Raw genomic sequence first — 16,363 nt, 5'->3', positions numbered from 1 at the left:
CATGGCACCTGCGCTGGTGAGGCTCGCGCTGCGGCGGGCATTGCGCGAAGTCCGGTACGTCCGGCCGGTGCCCTTCGGCCGGGCGACCGGACTCGTGCGCGACGTCTACGGCCGGCTGGAACGTGACTTCGGCATACTGGCCCCGCCGGTGGCGCTGCATTCGCCGTCGCCGGCGGTGCTCGCGGCGAGCTGGGTGATGCTGCGGGAATCGCTGGTGGCGAAGGGAGAAACGAGCCGGGCGGACCGGGAGGTCGTCGCGACGCTGGTGTCGCGAGGGAACTCATGTCCGTACTGTGTCGAGGTCCACGGGATGGCGCTGGACTCGCTCGGGCGCTCATCGGTGGCGTCGGCGATCGCCGAAGGGCGCCCGGTGACCGACCCTCGTGCGGGATCGTTGTCCGCGGGTGCCCGTGCGGAGCTGACGGCGGTCGCGTTCGCGTTCCACTACCTGAACCGGGTGGTGAGCGTGTTCCTCGCGCCGTCGCCGTTGCCTTCGTCCGTGCCGGATTCGGCGCGTGCCAAGGCCAAAGCGGTTCTGGGGCGGTTCCTTCGTCCGGTGGAGGGTGCTTCGCCGGGGGAGTCGTTGGACCTGCTGCCTCCGGGGTCGGGGGATTTCGGCTGGGCCAACGGTAATCCTGTGGTCGCGGACGCGTTCTCCCGTGCTTCGTCGGCGTTCGCCGCACTGCCGGTGCCTTCGGCCGTACGGGAGGTCGTGGAACGAGAACTGTCCACTTGGGACGGTTCGTCGCCTGGACTGAGCCGGTCTTGGGTGGATGCCTTCGACGATCTCGGGGTCCGGCTGGCCTTGGTGGTCGCGAAGGCGCCGTATCAGGTCGACGACGCTCTGATCGCGGCCGCGGGACTGGCCGATCGAGAGCTGATCGAGCTGGTGGGGTGGGCGAGTTTCGCGGCCGCCGCTCGTGTTGTTTCGGTCGCGCCGTTGCTTGGTCGGTGAGGCGGCGCGTTCGGAGTTGCGAAAGCCACTTTCCCAACGTTCAACGTTGCGAAAGTGGCTTTCGCAACGTCGTTGGGATTGGCTCGGTGCCGCTGGTCGCCGGGAAAGAAGGCCTCGCGGGGGTCGTGAGTGGTAATGAGCGTTAGAACGACCATTACCACTCATGACCCGGTCGTAAAGCCGCGTAGAGCGCCCAAAACCGCGTCCCAAACGTGCCCTGACCCGGATCACTCGGCCGGATGACCGATCCGGTCAACAACCAGAGAGAAGACTTCGCACCCGTCGCCGGTTCATGCTTGACCGGACTGCGCGAACGGACGGCGGCCGAGGTTCTGGGGACAGAACCCGGCGCCGGGACCGGATTCCGTGACTTGAGTCTTGAGAGCTAGGGGAGTGCGGTGGCATGAGCGTTGAGCGGATTTCGATTGTCGGTATCGGTCTCCGATACCCGGACGCCGGTTCCCCGGAAGAACTGTGGGAGAACGTCCTCGCCGGCCGCAGGGCGTTCCGGAGGCTGCCCGACGAGCGGATGAACCGCGAGGACTACTACTCGCCCGATCCCGAGGCGCCGGACCGTTTCTACGCCCAGAAGGCCGCGGTCCTCCGCGACTACGAGTTCGACCGGATCAAGTACAAGGTCGCGGGCAGCACGTTCCGTTCGACCGACACCACGCACTGGCTGGCGCTCGACGTCGCCGCGCAGGCGCTGCTGGACGCGGGGTTCCCCGAGGGCGAGGGGCTGCCGCGGTCCGCCACCGGCGTGGTCATCGGCAACAGCCTCACCGGTGAGTTCTCGCGCGCCAACATCATGCGGCTGCGCTGGCCGTACGTGCGCCGCACGGTCGCTGCCGCGCTCGCCGAGCGTGGGTGGGCCGAGAGTGACACCGCGGCGTTCCTCCACGACCTCGAGGCGCAGTACAAGGCGCCGTTCCCGGAGATCGACGAGGACTCGCTCGCGGGCGGGCTGGCGAACACGATCGCCGGCCGCGTCTGCAACTTCTTCGACTTCGGCGGCGGCGGGTTCACCGTGGACGGCGCCTGCTCGTCGTCGCTGCTTTCCGTGGTGACGGCGGCGAACGCGCTGTCCGAGGGCGACCTCGACGTCGCCATCGCGGGCGGTGTCGACTTGTCGATCGACCCGTTCGAGGTGATCGGTTTCGCCAAGACCGGCGCGCTCGCCAAGCGGGAGATGAAGGTCTACGACGCCGATTCCAACGGGTTCTGGCCCGGTGAGGGTTCCGGCATGCTCGTGCTGATGCGCGAAGAGGACGCGATCGCGCAGGGCAAGCGGATCTACGCCAGCATCGGCGGCTGGGGCATCTCCTCCGACGGCAAGGGCGGCATCACCCGGCCCGAAGCGTCGGGTCACCGGCTCGCGCTCAAGAGGGCCTACGACAAGGCGGGCTACGGCGTCGAGACCGTCTCCTACTTCGAGGGTCACGGCACCGGGACCGCGCTGGGCGACGCCACCGAGATCGAGGCGCTCTCCACCGCTCGCCGCGACGCCGACCCGCTCGCCGACCGCGCCGCGCTGAGCACGATCAAGGGCAACATCGGCCACACCAAGGCCGCGGCCGGTGTCGCCGGGCTGATCAAGGCGACGCTGGCGGTGTACCACCAGGTCATCCCGCCCGCGACCGGCCACTTCGAGCCGCACGAGTCGCTGGTCGGCGACTCCGCGCGGATGTACGTCCCGACCGAGGCCGGGCTGTGGCCCGCGGACCACCCGGTCCGCGCGGGTGTTTCGGCGATGGGCTTCGGCGGTATCAACTCGCACGTCACCGTCACCGAGGCACCGGGCGCGGCCCGGCGCAAGGACCTCGACGAGCGGACCCGCTCGCTGGTCGCCGGACGGCAGGACAGCGAACTGCTGCTCCTCGACGCCGACGACGCCGCTTCGCTGCGCGGCAGGCTGACCGGTCTGCTCGAAGTCGTGCCGAAGCTCTCGCTGGCCGAGCTCGGCGATCTCGCGGCCACACTATCCGCGGAACTGTCCGAGAAACCGGTCCGCGCGGCGATCGTCGCGACCAATCCCGAGGACGCTGAGCGCAAGCTGGCCAAGCTGCTCGACCTTCTCGGCGAGGGGGAGCCGGAGGTCTTCTCCACCGGCGACGGCATCTTCGCCGGCTCTCGCGTCAAGAACCCGAAGATCGGTTTCCTGTTCCCCGGCCAGGGTTCCGGGCGCGGCACGGTCGGCGCGCTGCGCAAGCGCTTCGCCCACGCCGACGACGTCTACCGCGCGGCGGGTCTTTCGACCAGCGCCGACCAGGTCGCCACCGAGGTCGCGCAACCGCGCATCGTCACCGGTTCGCTCGCCGGTCTCCGCGTCCTGAAGAGCCTCGGCATCGAGGCGCAGACGGTCGCCGGCCACAGCCTCGGTGAACTCACCGCCCTGCACTGGGGTGGCGCGCTCACCGAACGCGAGGTTCTCAAGCTGGCCAAGATCCGCGGCAAGGTGATGGCGACCGCGAGCGACGGGAACGGCGCCATGGCGGGGATCGCCGCCGGGCCCGGGGTCGCCGAGCGGTTCGCCGAGGGCGAAGACGTCGTCATCGCGGGCTACAACGCACCCGAGCAGACCGTCCTTTCCGGACCGTCGGAGGCGATCGACCGGGTGGTCGCCCGTGCCCGCGCGGAGGGTGTCACCGCCACCCGCATCAACGTCTCGCACGCGTTCCACTCGCCGGCGGTCGTCCCGGCCGCCGAGGCGATGACCGAGGAACTCGCCGCGTTCGACTTCGCCAGGCTCGACCGCCCCGTCGTCTCGACGGTGACCGGTGACGTCCTGCACGCCGCCGAGAACCTGCGCGATCTGCTGCGCGACCAGGTGGTCCTGCCGGTCCGCTTCCGTGAGGCGGCCGCGAAGGTCGCCGAGCGCAGCGACCTGGTGATCGAGGTCGGCCCCGGCCACGTGCTCACCGGCCTGTTCGGGGAGATCGCGCCCGGCACGCCGGTGCTCGCGATCGACACCGACAGCCCGAAACTGGCCGCGTTGCTGAGGGTCGCCGGCGCCGCGTTCGCGTTCGGCGCGCCGCTGGAGACCTCCGCGCTGTTCGACGGCCGGATCGTGCGGACCCTGCCGGAGGACGGGAAGTTCTCGTTCCTCGCCAGCCCGTGTGAGGCCGCGCCGTCCATCGGTGCCGACCTGACCCGCGACCGGGTCGCCGACCCCGCCGCGCCTGCCCCGGCCGGAACGGCTTCGGAAAGCGGTGGCAGCAGCACCCTCGACCTGTTGCGCAAGCTCGCTTCCGAGCGGGTCGAACTGCCGCTCGACGCGGTCACCGCCGACACGCATCCGCTCGACGACCTGCACCTTTCGTCGATCACGGTCGGTCAGCTCGTCAACGACGTGACCCGGGCGCTCGGCCGTCCCGCGCTGGAGGGAATGCCGAACTTCGCGACCGTCTGTCTCGGCGAACTCGCCGAGATGATCGACGAACTCGCCCAGACCGCCAAACCCGCCGACAGCAACCAGGCCGAGGTCGCCGGCGTCGGACCGTGGGTCCGGCCGTTCGGGGTCGAGTACGTCGTCGCGCCGAAGCCGTCACCCGACCTCACGCCGGGTCTGTCCACCGCCGAGTGGTCGGCGTTCGCGCCGGACGGGCATCCGCTGGCGGAGCCGCTGCGCGTGGCTTTGGCCACCGCGGGTGTCGGCGACGGTGTCCTCCTCTGCCTGAACTCCGACAGCGGTTCCGGCGACGTCGGCCTGTTCCTCGACGCGGGCCGCGCCGTGCTGGCCGCGCCCAACGGCACGCGCTTCGTCGTGGTGCAGCACGGCCTCGGTGCCTCCGGCCTGGCGAAGACGCTGCGGCTGGAGGACCCGTCGGCCCGCACCACGATCGTCGATCTCGCCGACGTCGGCCCGGTCGACCCCGAGGCCGTCGAAGCCGCGGTGTCCACCGTGGTCGCCGAAGTGGCGGCTACCAACGACTTCAGCGAAGTCCGCTACGACGCCGCCGGGATCCGGACGGTGCCGAAGCTCGCCGCCCTGACCCCGGCCGAGGCCGAAGGGACCCCGCTGGGGACCGGCGACGTCCTGCTCGTCACGGGTGGCGGCAAGGGCATCACCGCCGAGAGCGCGTTGGCGCTGGCCAAGGACTCCGGCGCGAAACTGGCGCTGCTCGGCCGGAGCGACCCGGCCGACGACGCCGAACTGTCGGAGAACCTCGGCCGGATGGCGGCGGCGGGGATCACCTACCGCTACGAACGCGCCGACGTCACCGACGCCCGTCAGGTGGCCGACGCGGTCGGCCGCGTGCAGGCCGAGTTCGGCCCGGTCACCGCGGTGCTGCACGGCGCGGGCCGCAACGAGCCCGCCGCGCTGTTCTCCTTGACCGAGGAGAGCTTCCGCAAGACGCTGGCCCCGAAGATCGGCGGCCTCAACGCCGTCCTCGACGCCGTCGACAAGGACAAGATCAAGCTGCTGGTGACCTTCGGCAGCATCATCGGACGGGCGGGCCTGCGCGGTGAGGCGCACTACGCCACGGCCAACGACTGGATGACCGAACTGACCGTGCGCTTCGGCCAGGAGCACCCCCAGGCCAGGGCGATCGCCCTCGAATGGTCGGTCTGGTCCGGTACGGGCATGGGCGAGAAGCTCGGTGTCGTCAGCGCTCTGATGCGCGACGGCATCACCCCCATCCCGACCGAGGAGGGGATCGAGATCCTCCGCCAGGTCGTCGGCGATCCGACCGCCCCGTCGGTGCTGGTCGTCTGCGGCCGGACCGGAGGGCTGGCCACGCTGCCGGTGGAGAAGCGCGAACTGCCGCTGACCCGCTTCGTCGACCGGGCCGTCGTGCACTACCCGGGGGTCGAGCTGATCACCGAGGCCGACCTGTCCGCGGGCAGCGACCCGTATCTGGCCGACCACCTGCTCGACGGTCAGCTGCTGTTCCCGGCGGTGATCGGCATGGAGGCGATGACCCAGGTCGCGAAGGCCGCCCTCGGCGCGGAAACGCTGCCGGCGCCGGTGTTCTCCGACGTCGAGTTCCTGCGCCCGATCATCGTCTCGCCGGGCGGGTCGACCACGGTCCGGCTCGCCGCGCTGGCCAGGGACGCCGAAACGGTGGACGTGGTGCTGCGCAGCGGGGAGACCGGGTTCAGCGCCGACCACTTCCGGGCCCGGCTGCGGTTCTCCCGGCCGGATCCGCTCGGCGAGACTGTCGCCCGCGACGTCGCGCTGCCGCCCGTCCCGGTCGACCCGACGACCGAGCTGTACGGCACGGTCCTGTTCCAGGGCAAGCGATTCCAGCGGGTCACCGGATACCGGCGGGCCAGCGCGCGACACGCGGTCGCGGAGATCGCGACCGGCGCCGAGGTCGACTGGTTCGCGCCGTTCCTCCCGCAGGAGAAGCTGCTGGCCGACCCCGGAACCCGCGACGCGATGATGCACGCGATCCAGTGCTGTGTCCCGGACGCGACGCTGCTGCCGCAAGGGATCGAGCGGCTGTACCTCGCCGAACCCGGCGAGCAGCACCCGGAGTACGTGCTCCTCGACGCCCGCGAGCGTTCGCAGGACGGCGACAGCTACCTCTACGACCTCGACGTCCGCAACCCGGACGGGAAGCTGGTCGAGCGGTGGGAAGGGCTGAAGCTGCGGGCGGTGCGCAAACGTGACGGCGAAGGACCTTGGGTCCCGTCGATGCTCGGGTCCTATTTGGAGCGTTCCGTGGAACGGTTGCTCGGCTCGTCCCGTGCGATCGTCGTCGAACCGGACCCGGTGGGCGTTTCCGTGGAGACCACGCCGGAACGCCGGGCCCAGACGGCACTGGCCGCCGGCCGCGCCGTCGACTTCCCGCTCGAGATCCGCTACCGCCCGGACGGGAAACCGGAGGCCGACGGGGTCGAGGTGAGCGCGTCGCACAGCGCCAACCTCACCCTCGCCATCGCGGGTGACGGCCGGGTCGCGTGCGACGTCGAAACCGCGATCGAACGCACGCCCGAAGACTGGGCCGGGCTGCTCGGTGAGGATCTGCTTTCGGTGGGCGAACTGATCGCCGCGGACGCCCGCGAGCCGCTTTCGGTCGCGCACACCAGGGTCTGGAGCGCGCTGGAATGCGTGCGCAAGACCGGGGACATGACCCAGGCGCTCACCGTGCACCGGGTCGACCCGGACGGCTGGGCGGTGCTTTCCCACGGCGGTGCCCGCATCGCCACCTGGGTGACGACCGTCAACGACCGGCCCGATCCCGTCGTCTTCGCGGTGCTCCAGGGAGAGGAGAACTGACATGGCCGACTACTACGAGATCCTGCATACCGTCGGGTTCGAAGAGACCAACCTGGTGGGCAACGTCTACTACGTGAACTACGTGCGCTGGCAGGGCCGGTGCCGCGAAATGTTCCTGAAGGACAAGGCGCCCGCGGTACTGGAGGAGGTCCGCGACGACCTCAAGCTCTTCACGCTCAAGGTGGATTGCGAGTTCTACGCGGAGATCACCGCGTTCGACGAGCTGTCCATCCGGCTGCGGCTGGAGGAGCTGACCCAGACCCAGGTCCAGTTCACCTTCGACTACGTCCACCTCACCGCCGACGGCGAGCGGCTGGTGGCCCGCGGGCGTCAGCGGATCGCGTGCATGCGCGGCCCGAACACGGCCACGGTGCCCAGCCGGGTGCCAGAGCAGCTGCGTGAGGCGCTGGCCCCGTACGCGGTCGACGGCAAGGGGGAATGACGTGGGCACGCTGGACGAGCCTTCGCGGCCCGTGCTGAAACGGCTGCCGTCGCCCGCCGCGCGCCGCCGGTTGTCCGCGCAGGCCGGGCTGCGGGAGGTGATGGGCCAGTTCGCCACCGGGGTCACCGTGCTGACCGCCGGGGGCGAACGGGCCCACGGGATGACGGCCAACGCCGTCACCTCCGTGTCGCTGGAGCCGCCGATGGTGCTGTGCTGCGTTTCCCGCGCGGCACGGATGCACGAGGCGATCGTGACGGCGGGTTCGTACGCGGTCACGGTGCTGGCGTCGGACCAGAGGGAACTGGCGAAGTACTTCGCCGACTGGCGCCGCCCGGCCGGGCTCGCCCAGTTCGACTCGGTGGACTGGACGGCCGGGCCGCAGACCGGCGCCCCGCTGCTCGACGGCGCGCTGGCGTGGCTGGAATGCGAGCTCGCCGAGGTCTACGAGGGCGGTGACCACTCGATCTTCCTCGGCAAGGTGGTCGCCGCCAGCCGCGGCACCGCGCAGGACTCGCTGGTCTTCTACGGCGGCGGCTACCACCAGATCGACGGCCGGATCCGGGCATCGGCCTGAGTGGCCACCATCGGAAGTCCTCCAGGGGTCTCGGCGGCCCGGCTCCCCGCTGGACGCACGGCCGCAAGGCCCGAGTACAGCACCGGTACGAGGACCTCGCGGCCGCACGCCCAGCGGAAACCTGGATCCGCCGAATACCCCCGAAGGACTTCCGATGGCAACCACAACCAGAGAGGAAAAGGTCATGACCATCAACGAATCGACCCCGCCCGCCCCGGCGCCCACGGCCGAACGGCCGCCGGTGGTGACCACGATGCCCCGCCTCGGGCGGGGGGTGTGCTGGCGCGACATCGTGCGCGAGATCGAGCTTGACGAACTCGAGCGCGATGCCCGGCTACGGGACGCGGCGTGACCCTGCAAGGTGATCCGGGTGCTCAGCGCACGGAGGACTCCGAGGTGGTGCCGCTGCCGGAGGACCGGCTGCGGCGCTCCCGGATCCCGAGGGCGGGCGACGGGCGGGTGATCCCGCTCGCCCGCGGCACCGAACCGGTGCACCCACCGCAACCGACGATGCCGTTGCTGCGCGCCCAGCGCGACGAACTCCGTGAGCACATCGTCGAAGGACGGCTCGACGGTGTCCGACGGCAGCACTCGCTCGGCAAGCACACCGCGCGCGAACGGCTGGATCTGCTGCTGGACGAGGGTTCCTTCACCGAGGTCGAGCTGTATCGCCGGCATCAGGCGAATGGGCTCGGGCTGGCGGAGAACCGGCCGTACACCGACGGCGTCGTCGCCGGCTCGGGCACCATCGACGGACGGCGGGTGTTCGTCTACGCGCAGGACTTCACCGTCTTCGGCGGTTCGCTCGGCGAGGCGCACGCGGCGAAGATCCACAAGGTGATGGATCTGGCGATCGCCACCGGTTCGCCGCTGATCGGACTCAACGACAGCGGGGGAGCGCGGATCCAGGAAGGCGTCATGGCGCTCGACGGCTACGGCCGCATCTTCCGCCGCCAGGTCGAGGCGTCCGGCGTCATCCCGCAGATCAGCGTGGTGCTGGGGCCGTGCGCGGGCGGGGCGGCGTATTCGCCCGCGCTCGCGGATTTCGTGTTCATGGTGCGCGACACCGCCCGCATGTACCTGACCGGGCCGGACGTCGTCGAGACCGTGACCGGGGAGCGGGTCAGCCACGACGAACTGGGGGGCGCGGACGTGCACGGCGCGTCGTCCGGCGTGGCGACCGTGGTGCACGACGACGAGGAGAGCTGCCTCGCCGACGTCCGTTATCTGGTTTCGCTGCTGCCGTCGAACTACCTGGAGCCCGCGCCCCGCGAACCGTCGCAGGACGCGGGGACGGACCGGCGGCCCAGGTTCGCCGAACTCGTCCCGGTGGAGCCGAACAAGCCGTACGACATGCGCGACGTGTTCGCGGAACTGGCCGACGACGGCGAGTTCTTCGAATTGCACGAGCGATGGGCGGGCAACGTGCTGTGCGCGCTCGCGCGGATCGACGGGCGGGTGGTCGGCCTGGTCGGCAACCAGCCGGTGGTGTTCGCCGGCGTACTCGACGGCCCGGCGTCGCAGAAGGCGGCGCGGTTCGTGCGGTTCTGCGACGCATTCAGCATCCCGCTGGTGACCCTCGTGGACGTTCCGGGTTTCCTGCCGGGGGTCGAGCAGGAGCACTCGGGGATCATCCGGCACGGGGCGCAGCTGCTGCACGCCTACTGCGAGGCGACCGTGCCGCGCGTCCAGGTCATCCTGCGCAAGGCGTACGGCGGCGCGTACATCGTGATGGACTCGCGGTCCATCGGGACCGATCTCTCGCTGGCGTGGCCGACCAACCAGATCGCCGTGATGGGCGCCGAGGGCGCGGTCAACGTGCTGTTCCGCAAGGATCTCGCCGCCGCGCCCGATCCGGACGCGTTGCGCGCGCACCTGGTGGCCGAATACACCGAAGAGTTCATGAACCCGCAGTACTCGGCCGAACGCGGGCTGGTCGACGACATCATCGACCCCGCGGACACCCGGTCGGCCGTCGCCAGGGCGCTGGACATGCTGCAGGACAAGCGAAAGGCGGCGCCCCAGCGCAAGCACGGCAACCACCCGATCTGAACGGGGGAACCATGTCACCGTCCGGAATGGACAGTGCGCCCGTCTTCCGGGTCCTGCACGGGGACCCGGGAGACGCCGAACTGGCGGCACTCGTCGCCGTCTTCACCGCGTTGGCCTCCGCCGCGCCCCCGTCCGCGGCGCCGGCCCGCTCCGCCTGGTCGCCTCTCGCCGCGCCGACCTGGCGTACCACGACGCTGCGTTAGAGGCGTGGTCGTGAGTGACAAAGGGGGTTATTGAGGAGTAAGTCAAACCTGGCGTGCTTCCCAGCCGATGGCTCACCCGCGGGACCTGACATACCCTAACTGTCCACAAAGGACGCCAATTCGGTCATTCGTGTCCGATTCAGGTGCTTTGCGTGGGGTCGTGAGTGGCAATGGTCGTTCTAACGCTCTTTTTCACTCACGACCTCCGCGAGAACCGGACATCGTTACATCAATCGGGCGCACGATCGGAAAGATGTGTCCTTTGTGGACACTTCGCGACGGGGTCGGGCCGTAAGTCGGTCCGGGACCCCTGTTGTCCCGGGTGGCCATCTCATCGCGAAGTCCACGCCACGTTCGACTTGCGGCTCAATAGAACGGTCATTTTCACTCACGACCCGCTCGTGAAGTCGTGCATATCACCCAGATCGGACACCTCCGGCCGGCCACCCACGCCGCGCCGCGTTTGCCTTACCCGGGATCACGCGAGACGTCGCGCGGCCTCGATTTCCCGCCGCGGCGGGTACGTACTGTGCCGGGCGTGCACCGCGACGTAGAGGATCCCTCCGTCGAGCACGGCCTCCAGATCCGTTCGCTCCCCAGGCTCGAACGGTCCTCCGCAGGCCGCGCAGGTCCGCTGCCGCCGCGCGGCGCTCATTGCCGATCCCGTTGCTCGGGGACCGCGGGGTCGGGCCACGACAGGCCAAGCAAATCGACGTCGACTTCGTCGTCGGCGTAGATCTCGTACGGGTCGAGGCGTTCGGTCATGGTGCGCTCCCTGGGTTCCGAGGTACCTCAAGGGCACTACCGGCAGCCCTCCGGTGGCGACTTTTCCTTTGCTCATCGAGACCTCCGCCCGTCCTCGAGCGCGTCACGATCGGACGGGTCCATCCTTGTTGTCAAGTGAGTCGTTCATCGAAGGCCGGGAGGAACGTCATGACGGCACAGGTGCGAATTTGGGTCGTGACCGATGATGTCGACCCGCGCGGGGCCACGGAGGCCGGCGCGGTGGCGGTCGTCCCGGAGCCCAGGCGGGCCCCCGAAAACGATTTCCCGGCCGAGCACATCATCCTCGGTTACAACTAGACACGGCGCACGGACTAAGAAGACCGCCAGGTATCGCGCGCGCGATCATGAAGGTCGCCCGCGAACCGACCAGACCACGAGGAGGCCTCCGGATGGCTATGCGCCTCCAGCTCACGTCGGGTTTGCAGGTGTTGGAAGAATGGGCGATCAATGCTCCGCAGGCCGACCGCAATGTCGTCTACGAAGCGCTTTTCGCGGTGGCGGACGGTTCCGCCTTCCTCATCTACGACATTTTCGGAGACAACCGGGAACCGCATCAGTTCCTTTTTCTGGTGAAACACGACCTCGTGCTCCGTATCGGGATCGATCGGGCCGATTCCTCGTTCGAGATCGTCTACATCGGGGCGCTGGAGCAGGGGACACCCGCGGCGGCCTGGGCTGAGGACTCCGACGAACGCTGACCCCGGTACCGCCGAACGGCCCAGTCCCGGAGGTGGTGGATCATGTGCTCCTCATCTTGACATCGTCCAGTTCAGCGTGAAATTCTTCCGGTGTTTGCGGCTGGGGGGATCATGCCGGGATTGAATTGCGATATCGAGGTCTGGGAGGCGTGAAAGATGTCATCACCTGAATTCCCGGGATTGGATGTTTCCACTCGGGTGCGCGCACGTGACATTCAGATGGCCGGGGTCGCCGACGTCCGGCGGCGGGTCCTGATGATCTCCGGGGCGATCGACACCACCGATCACGACATCTCGGTGAGTGTCAATCTCCCGGAACCGGGCCGCTGGCAGGTGATCAAGTCCGAGACCAACCTGACCGACAAGACCTGGGTCGCGATGCAGGTCGTCACCGACGAGGACTCCACCTTCGTCAACGACGCCGACACGCTCGTCCTTTCCCGCCAGTTCTCGAAATCCTTCATGACGCCGGATCAGCGCCGCCTCACCTTCTACGACGGTGAAGTCCGGCCCGGCGAAGCGGTGCTCAAGGTGTACTCGCTCGACGCGGGCGGCCGGAAGCCGACCTACTCCTACTCCCGCTACAGCCCGATCGCGACCGACACCGCCGAGCAGTCCCAGCAGACCCTGGACGACATGATCGGCAACGGGATGAAGCAACGCCCCGTGATCGAGCTGATCGTCCCGGTGACCGTGATCGGCTGAGCACACCGGTGATCACCTTCGTCCCGGAACCCCATCTTCTCGAATCGCCGCGCGGGCGTGAGTGGCCGGTGCTCCCCGGCACCCGCGCGGCGGCCACCGCCGAACCGCCGCCCGCCGCCGACGTGGTCATCGTCGGGGCGGGCCCGGCCGGCCTCGCGGTCGCTTCCGCGTTGTGGCACCACGGAGTCCGCGACATCGTCGTGGTGGACCGCGACGGCCGTCCCTGCGGCCGGTTCTTCGACCGCATCGACCTGCTCGGCCAGCGCGTGCTGAGGTCGCCATACGAACACCACCCCGGCGTCGAGGGTTACCGCGACTGCGAACTCCTCGACTTCGCCCGGCTGCACTGGTCGGTGCTCACCCCGGTGGAACGCCGGGAGATCCGCATGGCGCAGGCCGGGCACCGCTCGGTGGTCCCTGTCGACGTCTTCGAGGCCTACTGCCGTCATCTCGCGGCGAGTCATCACGTCACCGAGCGGACCTGGCGCGGTTCGGTCCGCGAGGTGCTGCCGGCCGGGGAGTCCGTGACCGTGCGCGCCGACCGGTTCTCCGTCACCGCGCGCCATGTCGTGCTGTGTCTCGGCGAGGAGCGCCGGTCCGCCCCGGACACCTGGTGGGGCGGCGGTCATCCGCCGCGCGGGGTGAGCTACTGGGACGAACCCGTTCCCGAGGGTGGGAAACGGCTCGCCGTCGTCGGTGCCGGCCTCACCGCCGCGCATCTGATCTCCAACGGTCTCGCCCAAGGCCGGCAGGTGCACTGGGTGGTCCGCGATGCGGGCGAACGCTACCAGTGCGCCGACGTCAACTCGTCGTTCTTCCGGCCGGAAGGCCGCGCTCGCTTCGATGGGGTGAGCTGGTCCGACAGGCTCGAACTGATGGGCCGATTCCGGCGCGCGTCGATCATGTTCGAGTTCCGTCCGATGCTCGAAGCGGCCGAAGCCGAAGGACGGCTGATCGTGCATCGAGGCCGGGCGATCACGAAGGTGACGCCTGGTGTCGAACTCCACATCGAGGACGGTTCGCGGGTGTCGGTGGACCACGCCGTACTGGCGCTCGGCACCACGCCGTCGATCGGGGACGGCTTGATGCCCGATGAGGCCGTTCTCGACCGCGGCGGCTGGCCGCGACTGGACGAACGCACCTTCGCCTACCTCGGCGCGCCCCGGGTCTTCGCCGTCGGCGCGGCGGCGGGGATGGCGCTGGGGCCCGCCGCCCGCAACATCGACGGTCACCGCGTCGCCACCGCGCGGGTCGCGGCCACCGTCGCCGAGAACCTGCGCCGGGACCTCCCGCTGCGGACGGCCGCGAAGGACGTCGCCCGTGTCTGAGCCCTACGACTCCCGCTTCACCCTGCCGTCGATCGACGACGCTCCCTCGACCGAGGCGGGGGTGATCCTGCTGGGGCTGGACGCCGAACGCCTGCTCGCCGGCGTCGGGCTCGCCCGGATCGCCGACGAGCCCGCGCTGGTCGTCCTCGCCGTGGACCAGGCCCGGCACGACGCGCTCGATCTCGGCACCGAAGCGTTGATCGAAACCGGGATCCTCCGCTGGCGTGCGGTCCGCCCGCTGATCGAAGCAGGTCCGGAGATGGCGTCGGCGGGATCCCTGCGCCGAGAATGGGAACACGCGACCGCGCGCGTCACCGCCACGGTGACCGGGCTGGGACCGGCATCGGTGTCCTGCCTCGCGGCCTGCTGGCTGCGGCGCGACGACATCGACGACGCGATCCGGTCCGCCTCGACCATGCGGTCGCCGGAACAGGAGAGCGCACAAGATGTCCTATCTCGGGTCTTTGCCGACTGACGCCACCTTGCTGCAGGTGTTCCAACGGTTTCCCGCTCCGGCGTCGAAACTGCTGGACCTGCACGAGCTGATCATGCGGGCGCCGTCGGCGTTCGACGCTGGGGAGCGGGAGCTGATCGCGGCCTACGTCTCCGGCGTCAACGACTGCGGGTACTGCCACGGGGTCCACACTGTCACCGCGGAGGCTTTCGGTGTGCCGGAAGGACTTCTGGCCGCCGCACTGGACGACCTCGGCTCCGCGCCCGTGGACGAGCGCATGAAGCCCGTTCTGGCCTATGTGGGCAAGCTGACGCGCACGCCGTCCCAGGTGACCGAAGAGGACGCTGAGGCCGTCTTCGCGGCGGGCTGGGACGAGGCCGCGCTGCACGACGCGGTGCTCGTCTGCGCCCTGTTCAACTTCATGAACCGGATGGTCGAGGGACTCGGGATCCGCGCCGACGCCGCGTACGCGAAGACGTCCGGTGTGCGCCTGAAAGAGGGCGGATACGCCGGCCTGGCGACCCTGCTCGGTTCCTGATCCACTGTCCACAGTGGAGGTATCGTTGGTCTGTTCGGGCTATTCCCGTGACTGCCGGTGACCGTGGCGCAAAGAGACCGGTTCACCGCGCACTGTCACCGATTCCGGTGTGCGTTACTCCATGCGATGGCGTCGATCGCGGGAACGGCGCAGTCAGAAGAACCTTCCGGAGTAGGTAAAAAGCACATTCCCGCGATGATGTACGGCACTGGTCGGAAAACGGACATGCGGGCACGATTGCCTCATTGAAGAAAGCCCCGACCAGCCTGGGAGTCATTTCGATGCAGAACGCTGTGACCGACAACGTCCGTTCGCTCTTCGCCGTCCGCGGAATCGACACCACTTCGGCCGGGCACCAGGTCGAGCTGGTGATCGACCGGTTCGACAACTGGTCCAACCGGCAGGGTGGGCAGGTCTTCGGCTGCTTCACCACCTGTGAGGTCCCTCCGCCCCTGGCCGAGGCGAGCTGAAAACCGGCCACCCACTCCCCCGGCCGCCTCTCACGCCCCGAACGTGAGAGGCGGCCGGTTTTGTGAGATCACGGAAAGTCGCCAATGAGCGCGGAACCCGCATCCGCGTAACCCGTTCGCCGCAGAGCCCACCGAGCGGGACGTCCCCGGGCAGCGTCGGCTCGTCACTCGAATAGTGGAACGCATTCCGGTCGGCCGTGTTTAGGTTGAATGAGGGGGCAGCGTGCGCGGAGGGGCGGCACGATGGTGATCAGAGTTCTCATAGCCGAAGACATGCATATCGTCAGGGGTGCACTGGTGGCGCTCCTGCGGCTGGAGCCGGATATCGAAGTGGTGTCCGAGGTGGCCTCCGGTGACCAGATCCTCGCCGCCGCACGGGATTCGCACACCCAGGTCGCGGTCATCGACATCGACCTGCCCGGCAAGGACGGCCTCACCGCCGCCACCGAGCTGCACGAGCAACTGCCCGAGGTCCGGACGCTGATTCTCACCAGCCTCGGCAGACCAGGCACTCTTCGCCGGGCGCTGGCGGCCAAGGTCAACGGGTTCCTGTTGAAAGACGCCCCCGCGGAAAAGCTCGCCAACGCGGTGCGCGGGGTGGCCGCCGGACGGAGGATGGTCGACGGCGAGCTGGCGCTGGCCGCCTGGGACACCGTGGACTGCCCGCTGACCCCGCGCGAGATCGACGTCCTGCGGTTGACCGCGGAGGGCCGCGACACCCTGGAGGTCGCGGCGAAAGCGTTCCTCTCCACCGGAACGGTGCGCAACTACCTGACCACGATCGTGGCGAAACTCAACGCACGCAACCGGGTCGACGCGATCCGGATCGCGAAGGAATCCGGCTGGATCTGAACCGGTCCCCGACCGTGGTCTAGACCGTGTCCTGCAAGTCTTGTCCGCGGTCTCCGCGCCCAAGTGGTCCCTGACGGCAC

Annotated in this window: 16 protein-coding genes; 15 read left to right on the top strand and 1 reads right to left on the bottom strand. The window is 69.3% G+C overall.

Translation table 11 applies throughout. From position 1 onward, the window contains the following. Position 1 precedes the first annotated feature (1 nt). From ACLJQ7_RS17100 to ACLJQ7_RS17070, 7 genes are all read left to right on the top strand, one after another. Positions 2–955, top strand: coding sequence for a carboxymuconolactone decarboxylase family protein (locus ACLJQ7_RS17100; protein WP_410649177.1), 954 nt, complete (start codon positions 2–4; stop codon positions 953–955). A 403-nt stretch (positions 956–1,358) separates the two neighbouring features. Further along, positions 1,359–7,181 (top strand): SDR family NAD(P)-dependent oxidoreductase, encoded by a 5,823-nt coding sequence (locus ACLJQ7_RS17095; protein ID WP_410649176.1) that lies wholly within the window; start codon positions 1,359–1,361, stop codon positions 7,179–7,181. Position 7,182: 1 nt separating this feature from the next. Next, positions 7,183–7,623 carry an acyl-CoA thioesterase gene (locus ACLJQ7_RS17090; RefSeq protein ID WP_410649175.1) on the top strand — a complete coding sequence of 147 codons (441 nt, stop codon included), beginning with the start codon at positions 7,183–7,185 and terminating at the stop codon, positions 7,621–7,623. A 1-nt stretch (position 7,624) separates the two neighbouring features. Next, positions 7,625–8,197, top strand: coding sequence for a flavin reductase family protein (locus ACLJQ7_RS17085; RefSeq protein WP_410649174.1), 573 nt, complete (start codon positions 7,625–7,627; stop codon positions 8,195–8,197). Between the two features lie 184 nt (positions 8,198–8,381). Further along, positions 8,382–8,549 (top strand): DUF6222 family protein, encoded by a 168-nt coding sequence (locus ACLJQ7_RS17080; RefSeq protein ID WP_410649173.1) that lies wholly within the window; start codon positions 8,382–8,384, stop codon positions 8,547–8,549. Between the two features lie 158 nt (positions 8,550–8,707). Beyond that, positions 8,708–10,249 carry an acyl-CoA carboxylase subunit beta gene (locus ACLJQ7_RS17075; protein WP_410649216.1) on the top strand — a complete coding sequence of 514 codons (1,542 nt, stop codon included), beginning with the start codon at positions 8,708–8,710 and terminating at the stop codon, positions 10,247–10,249. A 26-nt stretch (positions 10,250–10,275) separates the two neighbouring features. Continuing rightward, positions 10,276–10,452 (top strand): acyl-CoA carboxylase subunit epsilon, encoded by a 177-nt coding sequence (locus ACLJQ7_RS17070; RefSeq protein ID WP_410649172.1) that lies wholly within the window; start codon positions 10,276–10,278, stop codon positions 10,450–10,452. A gap of 478 nt (positions 10,453–10,930) precedes the next feature. On the opposite strand, the gene ACLJQ7_RS17065 is transcribed toward ACLJQ7_RS17070, so the two are convergent. Next, the gene (locus ACLJQ7_RS17065) at positions 10,931–11,107 is read right to left on the bottom strand and encodes a hypothetical protein (protein ID WP_410649171.1); all 177 of its coding nucleotides are present in this window, start codon (positions 11,105–11,107) and stop codon (positions 10,931–10,933) included. 278 nt (positions 11,108–11,385) lie between these two features. Here ACLJQ7_RS17065 and ACLJQ7_RS17060 point away from each other — a divergent pair, with 278 nt between their 5' ends. From ACLJQ7_RS17060 to ACLJQ7_RS17025, 8 genes are all read left to right on the top strand, one after another. After that, positions 11,386–11,535, top strand: coding sequence for a hypothetical protein (locus ACLJQ7_RS17060; RefSeq protein WP_410649170.1), 150 nt, complete (start codon positions 11,386–11,388; stop codon positions 11,533–11,535). Between the two features lie 92 nt (positions 11,536–11,627). Continuing rightward, positions 11,628–11,936: a DUF6235 family protein gene (locus ACLJQ7_RS17055; protein WP_410649169.1), complete on the top strand. Its 309-nt coding sequence runs from the start codon at positions 11,628–11,630 to the stop codon at positions 11,934–11,936. Between the two features lie 219 nt (positions 11,937–12,155). Beyond that, the gene (locus ACLJQ7_RS17050; protein WP_410649168.1) at positions 12,156–12,641 is read left to right on the top strand and encodes a DUF6423 family protein; all 486 of its coding nucleotides are present in this window, start codon (positions 12,156–12,158) and stop codon (positions 12,639–12,641) included. Between the two features lie 8 nt (positions 12,642–12,649). Next, a complete protein-coding gene (locus ACLJQ7_RS17045; protein ID WP_410649167.1) occupies positions 12,650–13,969 on the top strand; it encodes an FAD-dependent oxidoreductase in 1,320 nt (439 codons plus the stop codon). Then, positions 13,962–14,444, top strand: coding sequence for a DUF6187 family protein (locus tag ACLJQ7_RS17040; RefSeq protein WP_410649166.1), 483 nt, complete (start codon positions 13,962–13,964; stop codon positions 14,442–14,444). Before ACLJQ7_RS17045 ends, ACLJQ7_RS17040 begins: the two co-directional genes overlap by 8 nt. Beyond that, positions 14,416–14,961 (top strand): carboxymuconolactone decarboxylase family protein, encoded by a 546-nt coding sequence (locus tag ACLJQ7_RS17035; RefSeq protein ID WP_410649165.1) that lies wholly within the window; start codon positions 14,416–14,418, stop codon positions 14,959–14,961. The genes ACLJQ7_RS17040 and ACLJQ7_RS17035 overlap by 29 nt, the downstream gene beginning before the upstream one ends. A gap of 281 nt (positions 14,962–15,242) precedes the next feature. Further along, entirely contained in the window at positions 15,243–15,431 is a 189-nt protein-coding gene (locus ACLJQ7_RS17030) for a hypothetical protein (protein WP_410649164.1), read from the top strand. 243 nt (positions 15,432–15,674) lie between these two features. Next, the gene (locus tag ACLJQ7_RS17025) at positions 15,675–16,283 is read left to right on the top strand and encodes a DNA-binding response regulator (protein WP_410649163.1); all 609 of its coding nucleotides are present in this window, start codon (positions 15,675–15,677) and stop codon (positions 16,281–16,283) included. Positions 16,284–16,363 lie beyond the last annotated feature (80 nt).

Source organism: Amycolatopsis sp. cmx-4-54, from assembly GCF_046548895.1.
GTDB lineage: Bacteria > Actinomycetota > Actinomycetes > Mycobacteriales > Pseudonocardiaceae > Amycolatopsis.
Note: the sequence above shows the minus strand (reverse complement) of the source record. Positions and strands in the feature narration are given on the sequence as shown.